The 9,578-nt window shown below is 64.5% G+C and carries 11 protein-coding genes and 2 pseudogenes; 5 read left to right on the plus strand and 8 right to left on the minus strand.

Going from position 1 to position 9,578, the window contains the following annotated elements; genetic code table 11:
• Together AB0K18_RS49240 and AB0K18_RS49245 are read right to left on the minus strand one after the other, a co-directional pair.
• Positions 1–237, minus strand: a pseudogene (locus AB0K18_RS49240) (IS3 family transposase); the annotation flags it as partial.
• A 167-nt stretch (positions 238–404) separates the two neighbouring features.
• On the minus strand, positions 405–863 hold the full coding sequence (locus AB0K18_RS49245; protein ID WP_364929790.1) for a hypothetical protein: 459 nt from the start codon (positions 861–863) through the stop codon (positions 405–407).
• A gap of 193 nt (positions 864–1,056) precedes the next feature.
• On the opposite strand from AB0K18_RS49245, the gene AB0K18_RS49250 reads away from it, so the two are divergent.
• Positions 1,057–2,211 carry an HNH endonuclease gene (locus tag AB0K18_RS49250; RefSeq protein WP_364929793.1) on the plus strand — a complete coding sequence of 385 codons (1,155 nt, stop codon included), beginning with the start codon at positions 1,057–1,059 and terminating at the stop codon, positions 2,209–2,211.
• A 72-nt stretch (positions 2,212–2,283) separates the two neighbouring features.
• On the plus strand, positions 2,284–3,186 hold the full coding sequence (locus AB0K18_RS49255; protein WP_364929795.1) for a restriction endonuclease: 903 nt from the start codon (positions 2,284–2,286) through the stop codon (positions 3,184–3,186).
• 106 nt (positions 3,187–3,292) lie between these two features.
• On the opposite strand, the gene AB0K18_RS49260 is transcribed toward AB0K18_RS49255, so the two are convergent.
• The 4 genes from AB0K18_RS49260 to AB0K18_RS49275 form a co-directional block, all read right to left on the minus strand.
• On the minus strand, positions 3,293–4,657 hold the full coding sequence (locus AB0K18_RS49260; RefSeq protein ID WP_364929798.1) for a tyrosine-type recombinase/integrase: 1,365 nt from the start codon (positions 4,655–4,657) through the stop codon (positions 3,293–3,295).
• A complete protein-coding gene (locus tag AB0K18_RS49265) occupies positions 4,654–4,845 on the minus strand; it encodes a helix-turn-helix domain-containing protein (RefSeq protein WP_364383536.1) in 192 nt (63 codons plus the stop codon). The genes AB0K18_RS49260 and AB0K18_RS49265 overlap by 4 nt, the downstream gene beginning before the upstream one ends.
• Positions 4,846–5,485: 640 nt before the next feature.
• Positions 5,486–6,328 carry a DNA methyltransferase gene (locus AB0K18_RS49270; protein ID WP_364929802.1) on the minus strand — a complete coding sequence of 281 codons (843 nt, stop codon included), beginning with the start codon at positions 6,326–6,328 and terminating at the stop codon, positions 5,486–5,488.
• Positions 6,325–6,654 carry a hypothetical protein gene (locus AB0K18_RS49275; protein ID WP_364929852.1) on the minus strand — a complete coding sequence of 110 codons (330 nt, stop codon included), beginning with the start codon at positions 6,652–6,654 and terminating at the stop codon, positions 6,325–6,327. The genes AB0K18_RS49270 and AB0K18_RS49275 overlap by 4 nt, the downstream gene beginning before the upstream one ends.
• A gap of 108 nt (positions 6,655–6,762) precedes the next feature.
• Here AB0K18_RS49275 and AB0K18_RS49280 point away from each other — a divergent pair, with 108 nt between their 5' ends.
• On the plus strand, positions 6,763–6,981 hold the full coding sequence (locus AB0K18_RS49280; RefSeq protein ID WP_364929855.1) for a hypothetical protein: 219 nt from the start codon (positions 6,763–6,765) through the stop codon (positions 6,979–6,981).
• Here AB0K18_RS49280 and AB0K18_RS49285 read toward each other — a convergent pair.
• Together AB0K18_RS49285 and AB0K18_RS49290 are read right to left on the minus strand one after the other, a co-directional pair.
• Positions 6,964–7,194, minus strand: a pseudogene (locus tag AB0K18_RS49285) (hypothetical protein); the annotation flags it as partial. The gene AB0K18_RS49280 and the pseudogene AB0K18_RS49285 sit on opposite strands and share 18 nt — an antisense overlap.
• A gap of 182 nt (positions 7,195–7,376) precedes the next feature.
• Complete coding sequence (locus AB0K18_RS49290) at positions 7,377–7,859, minus strand: hypothetical protein (protein ID WP_364929805.1); 483 nt, start codon at positions 7,857–7,859, stop codon at positions 7,377–7,379.
• 366 nt (positions 7,860–8,225) lie between these two features.
• Here AB0K18_RS49290 and AB0K18_RS49295 point away from each other — a divergent pair, with 366 nt between their 5' ends.
• Positions 8,226–8,999 carry a hypothetical protein gene (locus tag AB0K18_RS49295; protein WP_364929808.1) on the plus strand — a complete coding sequence of 258 codons (774 nt, stop codon included), beginning with the start codon at positions 8,226–8,228 and terminating at the stop codon, positions 8,997–8,999.
• Positions 9,000–9,224: 225 nt separating this feature from the next.
• Entirely contained in the window at positions 9,225–9,575 is a 351-nt protein-coding gene (locus AB0K18_RS49300; protein WP_364929810.1) for a pilin, read from the plus strand.
• The last annotated feature ends 3 nt before the right edge of the window (positions 9,576–9,578 follow it).

The following is a 9,578-nucleotide window of genomic DNA, read 5'->3' on the forward strand; positions in this document are numbered from 1 at the left end:
GTCCCACGACCACACCCGGTTGGGCCGGTCGGCCTCCAGCTCGGGTTTGCTGGTCGGCGGGCGCACGGCCTGGGCGCGCCGTTCGCCGCTTTGCCCGCGTTCGCGTAGCAGGCGGTACATGGTGGCCTGCGAGCACAGGTAGACGCCCTCGTCCAGCAGGATCGCCCACACCTGGCCGGGCGACTTGTCGGCGAAGCGCGGCGAGTCCAGCACCGCCAGGACCTGCTCGCGCTCGGCGTCGGACAGTTCGGCCGGGTGGTGGAACGGCCGGCGCGGTCCCTGCACCGGCGGGCGCGGATTGCGGTGCCGGTGGACCGTGGCCCGAGATTTCCCGAACACCGCGCACGCCTTCACCGTGCCGACCGACTTTTCCAGGGCCGGGAAAAACTCGTCCAGGACCCGGTTCAGTTCGTGTCGGAGTCCGCGCTGCTTGAGATGTCCTGAAGCAGCGCGAATGCTTTTCCCGCGATGTCCAGCGCGGTTTTGGTCTTGCCCAGTTCGCCGGCCAGTTTCTCGTTGCGGGACTCAAGTTTCGCGGTGTCGGCTTTGAGTTTCTGGTTCTCGGCCCGCAGCCGGGCCAGTTCCTCTGCCTCAGCGCTCTTGTGCGGCCGGCCGGTCGAGGTCGGGAGCGTTCCGCTCTCTGCTTGCTTTCTCCAGTGCACGATATGGGAGTGATACAGCCGCTCCTTGCGGAGCAGCGCGCCCCGCTCCGGACTGCCTTCGGGTAGCGCGTCGAAGGCGGCCAGGATCCGCGCTTTGTAGGCCTTGGTGAACGTCCGCCGCTTGGGCCGGGCCGGCTGCTCATCGGTCACCCGACCATCCTGCCCCGTCATGGCGGCCTGGTCGGCGAGGGTCATCGTCACTGTCTCGATCGTCCTGTCTCGCCCTGCTTTACATCAAAAGGACTCATCTGTCCCATGTACCACAGCAGTCTGACAGAGAGGGATCACGTCATACAAGAAGCGTGAGTCAATGTTCAGCCTGCTCAGGTATCCGCAGGCTTTCATGACACGCCCCCTTAGTCGAGCCGTCCGTCCCTGGACATATCGTGATCCGATGGCACTATCAGATCTCGATCGCGAGATGGTTCTGGCGGCCATCAAGGAGTATGACCGACTGGGTCGCGATGCCTTCCTCGAGCGGTACGGCTACCGTGAGGCGCGCCACTACTTCCTCCTTCACAACGGGCGCCGCTACGACTCCAAGGCGATCGCCGGTGTCGCGCACCGAGGAGTCGACGGGCGTGTGCTTGCTCCGTCGCACTTCTCCGGCGGGGCTGCAACGGTCGGCAGGGTCCTTGGGCACCTCGGGTTCCTTGTCGAAACGCGCCAGGACACGGCACCTGCCACCGCGTTCCTGGAGAAGATCAGAGGTCTCGAAACCGCCGTCTCGAAGGGCCGCCCCAAGCGCCATCAGCCCCTTACCCTCCTATGGGCACTCGGCAGAGCCGCACACCGAGCAGAACGCCTTGTGCCCTGGAGCGTCACACGGGCCGAGATCAGTGCCCTCATCACTGAGTTCGGATTACCGGACGACCGACCCACCCCTGAATATCCGGTCCTTCAGCTCGTGCACTTCGGGTTATGGTCGATGCCCGACCACCCGGAGCCACCACGCCCCAGCGGCAGTCCTCCCCTGGCCTGGATGAGCCGGAACCAGCCACTCTCCGGCCCACGCGAGTGGGTGTTCGACCTTGTAACGGCAAATCGGGCGGTACGAGCTCAGGCCAGCGCGCACCTCTTGCAGAAGTACTTCCCAGACGATGATCAGAACGCCCTGCTCACGCGCGTCGGCTTGGCCGACATCGACGAGCAGCCGCTCACATCCCCCGACGAAGTTCGTACGCCGGGGCGCCGCTCGACCACGGTTAGCCGAATCATCAGGGACAACGCACTTTCACAGCTGATCAAAAGCTTGCACGACCACACCTGCCAGATCTGCGGAGTCCGACTGCTCCTCCCAGACGGCCCGTACGCCGAAGGGGCGCACATCCGCCCGCTCGGCGCCCCGCACAACGGCTACGACGTGGCCGGCAACCTCCTGTGCTTGTGCCCCAACGACCATGTCCTCTTCGACCAGGGCGCCATCGTCATCAAGGACGACCTCACCCTGATCAACCGGCTCACGGGCGAGAAGCAAGGTGTCTTGCGGACGATCCCTGGTCACCACGTCGATCCGAAATACTTGGCGTACCACCGCAATCTGTACTGATCTGTAGCGCGGCAGAATATGAGTGCTCCGCCGACGATGGAACCTGTCGGATCTCTCTGCCATCATCCCTTTGTGACGGACCCTGTAGTGCCCACGTACAAGGACCTTTTATGGCCTACCCTCACGGCCATCCGCGATCTCGGAGGCTCTGGTTCGATCGCGGAGGTCAGCTCCAAGGTCGTTGAGAATGGGCGAATCCCAGAAGAGCAGCAGGCGGTTCTCAATAAGAAGGGGACGAGGAGTCTCCTGGAGGAGCGGATTGGCTGGGCGAGAAGTTACCTCAAAGGTATGGGGCTTCTCGCCAACAACAAGCGAATCTGGTCCCTCACGGAGTATGGACGTGCGGTACGGCTCGACGAGATCCACGAGCTGCACAAGAACTATCAGCTGTCCGTACGAAAGAAGGATCAGCAGGGGGACTCTTCGCCGGGCGAGGCAACGCAGGAGGTGATCACCCCTCAGGAGGATCAGCTGCCACTGACAGACGGCAGCGCTGTGCCGGCTGAGCAGGAAGCTTGGCGGGAGGTTCTCCGTGAGGCCCTGCACGCGATGTCTGCGGACGCCTTCGAGCGCCTGTCGCAGCGGCTCCTACGTGAGGCCGGCTTCTCCAACACACATGTCACCAAGCTCTCCGGTGATGGCGGGATCGACGGCTGGGGCAAGTATCGAATCTCGCTGGTCAGCTTTCCAGTTTTCTTCCAGTGCAAGCGCTATCGCGGCGCTGTGGGGGCACCTGAGGTGCAGGCGTTCCGCGGCGCCTTGAGCGGACGCGGCGACCGCGGGTTGATGATCACGACCGGGACGTTCACCGAACCTGCCAAGAAGGAAGCCACTCGCGATGGGGCCACACCCATCGATCTGATCGACGGTGATCAGCTCTGTGACCTGCTCAAGGAGTACGGAATCGGAGTCACCACCACAATTCGCCAGGTGGAGGATGTGACAGTCGACACGGTTTTCCTGCGACGGATATAACGGACGGCCAGGACATCCCGCACAACGGAGCACCGTCCACGTCGGCCATGCACAAAGCGCGACTGCGGCCCCAGCTTTGGTTGGGGCCGCAGTCGCTTTCAGCGAGTCAGTCGGTCAGCACATCGGCGATCTTTGAATTGATGTGCTCTTGCTGGCCATCCATGCACTTGGCGTACACCCGCAGCAGGACCTCCACGCTGTGGCCAGCTCGCTTTGCGACCTCGACAGCGGGCACCCCTGCGTTCAGCCACAGAGAGACGGCCGCGTGACGGAGGTCGTAGGGCCGACCTGCCAGGGAGGAGCTGATCTGCTCAGGAGTGAGGACGAGTTTTCGGGCCTCCTGCCAGACGTAGCTGTGCGCCGAGCTGGAGTAGGTGCCGCCCTTGCCCGTGTGGAAGATCCTGCCGTCCTTTGCCGTGCCGTACTCGGCGATGTGCTTGCGAAGGATGGCGACCAGGACGGGCGGGATCGGGATTTCCCGTGTCTCCTTGTCTGCTCGATGCTTGAGGTTTCGGGATTCGTGGGTCTCGCCGGAGTTGGTCCAGCGTTTCGTACCTTGGGGGCGTGCCTTCTCCAGAACGATTAGGCCCCAGCCGGATTCGGGCAAGGTGCAGTTCCTTTGCCGCAGGTCTGCCGCTTCCTCGGGGCGGAGTGCGGCGTAGTAGATGCAGGCGAAGAGCGCCTTGAGGCGGGAGCCTCGGTTGCGTCCGACCTTCGGGATGGCATCGAGGAGTTGTCTGGCCTGGGCGGGGTTGACCACCGTTCGCGGGTCGATGACTGTGACGGCTTTGGGTGCGGTCCATTTGATGCCGTCCAGCGGGTTGCTGTCGAACACCTTCTGCTCTACCGCATGCTCGAGCAGGTGGTGGAGAACGGCTCGCTTGCGGCGCACCGTGTTCGCCCCGGCCGGGGATCCGGTGAAGGTGACTGAGATGGCCTCCAAGGCTGTGCGTAGGATGTGCGGCTCTCCTAGAGCTGCCAGAGGCAGGGAGGCGCGTTCCAGCCATGTCAGGGTCGCGGCTTGGGACGGGGTCAGTTCCTGGCGCCGGTTCGGCGGGAGGAGTGCGTGATTTCGGAGCGCCTCCCGTAGCGCCTCGGGCGTGGGACGGCGAGGGTTGTCCGTCACCAGAGCGGGGAGCAGCGATAGCAGTGCGTACGCGTCCGTTTCTCGTGTCCGGGCCGCCGATGTGTTCCAGCGCCGAAGCACATAGGACTGGGCGAACTCCAGGAACGAGGGACCGGTGGACTCGGGCTGCAGCATCGATAGCGGCAGGCCGGTCGCGACGTCGAACTCCTCCCCTACCTTGACCGCTTGTCGCATGTCGGACATGAAGGCGGTGGCCAGCCCCTTGCTGCGGAAGCTTTTGGATTTCTCCTTGCCGGCGATGCGCCACCGGGCTATGTAGGCGGGCGTGTCCCGGTCGGTACGGTGTTGGATCCCGCCGAGTTTCACGTCGTAGGTCGTTCTCATGCCGCTTCCCGCCGTGACTCGATCCAGGCGTTGAGGTCGCTTCGCCAGACGCGGAGCTCGAGGTTGGGAAGCTGGATGCACACCGGTGCCCTGCCGAGCTGGCGCCAGCGGTAGAAGGTGCGGCGGGAGACGCCTCCCAGTTCCTCCAGGACCTGCGTGACCGTCAGCAGTTCGTCTTTCCTGCTCATCGGCTACCGCCCCTGGTCGTAGGGGACGTATGAGCGCGATCAACCTGGCGAAGGCCACTGGGCCACGCGGCCGTGCTGCCGCCGAAGACGGTCTCTCTGGCAGAAGGCGGTGTCGTCGCTGGCTCAGCCCCCGAGGGGTGATGGATGCTGACGGAAGTCGCGCACATGCTCTGTGCAGAGCAAAGGCCGGTTTCCGGATTGCCGAAGTGATCGGCTGCCGTGAGTACGGCACGCGACCGGGCAAGGTGGTGCAAGATGAATTCATCCTCTCCAGTGAGCTGGGGTGGGATGGCCTCGGCCTGGCGAACGTCTTGGCGGATGTGTGGCCAGGCTGGGGCCTTTAGTACGTCGGTTCCGCATTGCTTGCTGCCGTCGACTATGGGTCGGGGACTGGTGGCTTTATTGGGCAGTGAACGTCACCCCCTCCGTTCGGTGCTGGGCACGCCCAACGTTTGACGGTGTTTACGGGGCCGCTAGGAATAGCGGGTGTCTCGGGCTATTGGGCACGTGACATGCACCCTCGCCTTTGGACCTCGCGTCAAGTCGGTTGGATTGGCGGCCTCCTGGTCATCGCGCCGGAAATCCACTCTCGGAATGGCTGCCAGGGCGTTAGCCGCCTATGACTTGAGCGAGCACGAGCTTATGACGCACGGAAGATTAGAAGGTCCTCGTGAGCCGCAGCACATACTGGCCGCCCTTTTTCCTGGCTCTTCCACGCTTCCAGCATTTGGAAGAACGACGCCCGGTTGATCAGCCGGCCCTCACGCACTCCGCATAGCAATGCGGCCAGACGGTGCGTCAGCACGAGACCGACTGCCTCTGCTGTCTCGATGACCTGACCGGGGAGGTCCACGAGCTGCCCGTTGACCCGAATGGGCCGAATCGTGACTGCGATGACTCCACCGGATTTGAGTAGTTCCATGCACCCGGCGAGGATCTGTCCGAAGCCCTCCATCAGCTGGGGCAGCCGTTGGTAGGCGAGATTGCCCTTGTCGGTGGAGTACCGGTGGTTCGACTTCTGCACCGGCCCGCCGCCTTCCCGGCTCCCGCAGCGGACGTGGCCGTGGGTCCTCATGCCGTACGGCGGAGACGTCAGCACCAGGGCTGCAATGCCCCGTAGATCCCCGAACACCATTGCGATGTTCCGCGCATCTCCGCAGGCCACCCGAGCGAATCCCTCAGCGCCGTGAGAACGTGCATGCTGAACGTTGGCCGCGGTGAGACCGGCGAAGTCCGCCTCGTACTCCATCCCCGCGGCGTGCCGTCCCAGGTGTACCGCCTCTACCAGGGTGGTTCCAATCCCGCACATCGGATCGAGGACCAGCTCCCCCGGCTCGGTGAACGCGGAGATGACTTGCGAAGCGATCGCCGGGAGCATCTTGCCCGGATGCCTCATCGACTCTGGAACGTACCGACCGCGCCGCTGCATCTTCGCCTGCAACTGCCCCGTGGCCAGCACCGACGGCAGCACGTGCTCGTTCATCGCGCACCTCCGCCGGCACGAGCGAACAGACACACGTCAGCGTGCACCGACACCACCGGCGGCAACTCCGCTGACTGGACCTGGCGAAGCTGCGCCAGCACCGCCGGGTCAGGCTGAACGACGAGCACATCGCCTTTGATCGGAACTCGCAATGCGATGACGTGCTGAAGGTAGGTGAGTCCGGCCCGTGCCGCTCGCTGGATGATGCCCGGTGCCTGGTCCACCAGCCTGCCGTGCTCATACCGAGCAGTCGTGATCACCGCCAAGTGGCCGTCCGGCGCTAGAACATGCCGCGCATCAGCCAGGAAACGATCCAGGTGCGTCACCCCGGGCCCTGGCTGCTCCGCCCGGCACGTGGGACAAGAGCGCTCCATCGAGTCGATCACCCGTCCGACTTCCGGGTATGGGGGAAGAGCCGCAATCAGCAGCTCAACTTGACCTTCGAGGCCGAGCAGCGCCTCTCGGAGCGCATGCGGCCCATGCGGACGCAGCCTTACAGCGGACCGCTGATGTGCCGCGAGATCCTGCCGCAGCCGACTGGCAAGGTGCTGTGCGACCGGCAGCCGCGGAGCAAGCCCGATGCCCAGCCGCCCCATCTCCGCCGCCGCGACGAGGACCGTCTCACTCGTCGTGAAAACGTCCGCGACGACTGAGCCCGGACGAGTGCAGGCACCGATCAGATGCCGCGCCAGCTCCCGCCCGACTGCCTGACGATGCCGCTCACATACCGCCTCGGCAACGGGCGGCTGGTCCTTCGCCCTGGGCGCCCCAACTCCAGCGTCGGAACACAACCACACTGAGAGCGGCACCAGCCGTCTCTCGGTCGCCCGTGACCGCTTCGACTGCGGTCTGTCGTTCTTACTCATCTACGGTGACCCTTGGCGGCCACCCGTTCCCATGGACTGAAACACCGGTTGATCAGTGGTTATTGGAACTGGACCTGCCCAGGCTGGCGAGTACCGCTTCGGCGGGTTATCCACGGCGATGCTGGTCCCACATCGGTTTCAACGTCTAGACGCCATCGAGTCGCCCCTGACCATTGACAACCTCAGGGGTAGCTACCTTCTCCGGCGGCGGTCTCGCTGTCCATCCACTGATCTATCCGTTTGCCATGGAGCCGTCTGCGCACCACATGGGCAGGCCAGATGCTCTTTGCATGAGGTTCGATGTTCTCGGCGACCATGGCCAGCGCATATCCGAGACGGACACGGTCACCAGGCGGAGGCACGGTGCTGTACCGGCTGTAGCCAGTAGCGGGAACGTCCCACACTAGAATGCGCCACTCGGTGTCGTACTCATCGTCATAAAGGTAGTAGTCGACGGCTTCTGGTGCGGTGGCGATCAGGCGATCCAAGTATGCGTCGAAGGTCGCTCGACCGAAACTGTGCGGGCTTTCTTCAGCGTCATCAACTACCCCACGCCCTACCACCTTGTCGTCGGCGGGCCCATAATCCATGACCCATGACCAGACCTTGTCGTGCTTGTCTCTCGTCTGGATCACGAAGGCGTACTGGTTGCCAGTCGACTCCATGCTTCGAGTGTCGCCGAAGCCGACCACCATCCGAAGGTAACCGTGCGTCTGGTGACAACATCATGGCGCTGGAGTAGAGGTGCGGACGTTCGATGAGAAGCGCAGCAGGTCACCACAGTTGCTTGCTGGAGCTTTGCCAGCCCGCCCGCGGAAGGACATCTTCGCAGGTTAGAGGCCGTTTAGGTGGCTTGGCGAACCTCTGGAGTCGGAGTTCAGGCCCTCCTCTTCCTCCTGGTCAGCAAGCCGATGGCAGCGGCTGCGGCGGTTCGCGGTGTTCGCGCAGTTGCCATCAGCGCCCCGGGTTTCTCCCACTCGATGGCCAAGACCTGGATCGACCAATCCAGCTCGGCCTCACGGGGAGACATCATGGCCATCGATTTGCAGGACACCACGACGAGCTTCAGTGAGAACGCGCTGAGCGCGGCGGACAGAGCGTTCAAGCTCCTGATCACTGGTCCGAGTCCGCTCTCAGTAGAAGGCCACTCCATCGGGCATGGAGTGCCTCAACGTCCGATCGATCTCGGCGAGCTGAAGACGCTGCTGCTCACGCCGCATGCCACCGATGAACTCAAGGACGCCGTGTGGGCGCATCTCGTGCGGCGCTCGCGGTGCGACGGCCCCGCGTGGGTGATCGGGTGCGTCGGGGTGGCGATGCCGGGGCTGAAGAATCTGGCCGCGCGGACCACGCAGGGGTGCCCGACGCACGTGGCTGAGGACATCGTCTCGGAGATGGTGACGTACTTCGTCGCGCAGCTTCGTCGGATCGATCTCGATCGGCCGAACATTCTGCCTCGGCTGCTGCTGTGGGCGAAGAAGGGCGCTCTGCGGGTACGGGCGCGGGAGTGCTCGTCCGTCGAGATCTGTGCCGATGTGCCGGAGCCTGTGGCTCTCGACGGCGAGCCGTTCATGGTGCTCGCGGAAGCCGTGCGGTGTCGGGTCATCAGCTCGGATGAGGCGAAGCTGATCAACGCGACGCGTCTGGAGGGGCAGGCGTTGCGGGCGTACGCGGGGCGGCTCGGGGTGCCGGCCGATCGGCTGTACAAGCGGCGGCGGGCGGCCGAGGCGCGGCTGGCGCGGGCGATCGAAGAGGGTCAAGTCTCGGTCAGCTGTGACGGGCCGGCGTCCAATCTCGCCTGCTGAATCGGTGGTTCATCCATGTCAGCCGTGATCACGGCTCGGGGCGGAGTACTGGGGGGCGGTTGCCCGTTCCCATCGAGCCCATCGTCCCTCGTCCTTTGAAGGAGGACACCCATCCCGGCCCGCCTCGGGCCCGTGATCACGGCTGGCGACCCAGCTCAAGACCCTTACGTCTCGGGGAGCCATGTCATGAAGCCGTTTCGGCCTTGTCCGTTGTTCGTTGTCCGGGTGCCAGCAGGTACGAGCTGGGCCCGGCGTGCCGCCGCTTCAGCGCTCTGGACCGCCGGTTGCCTGGTGGCCGCGCTGACCGTACCCGGTGTCGCCGAGGCGATGACCAGGCTGGCCTCGGCCTCGCTCGACCAGGTCATCACCAACCTGCGCAACGTGGTGATCGGGCTGCTGGTCGGCCTGGCCACGCTGTTCTTCACCATCGGCGGCGTCCGGTACATCCTGGCCGGCGGTGACCCTGGGGAGGTCGAGGCCGCCAAGAAGACGTTGCGGTACGGGGCGCTCGGGTTCGGGGTGGCGATGCTCGCTCCGGTCCTGGTGGGGATTCTGCAGCGGATCGTGGGGGCCTGAGGT

Source organism: Nonomuraea sp. NPDC049421, from assembly GCF_040677005.1.
Classification (GTDB): domain Bacteria; phylum Actinomycetota; class Actinomycetes; order Streptosporangiales; family Streptosporangiaceae; genus Nonomuraea; species Nonomuraea salmonea.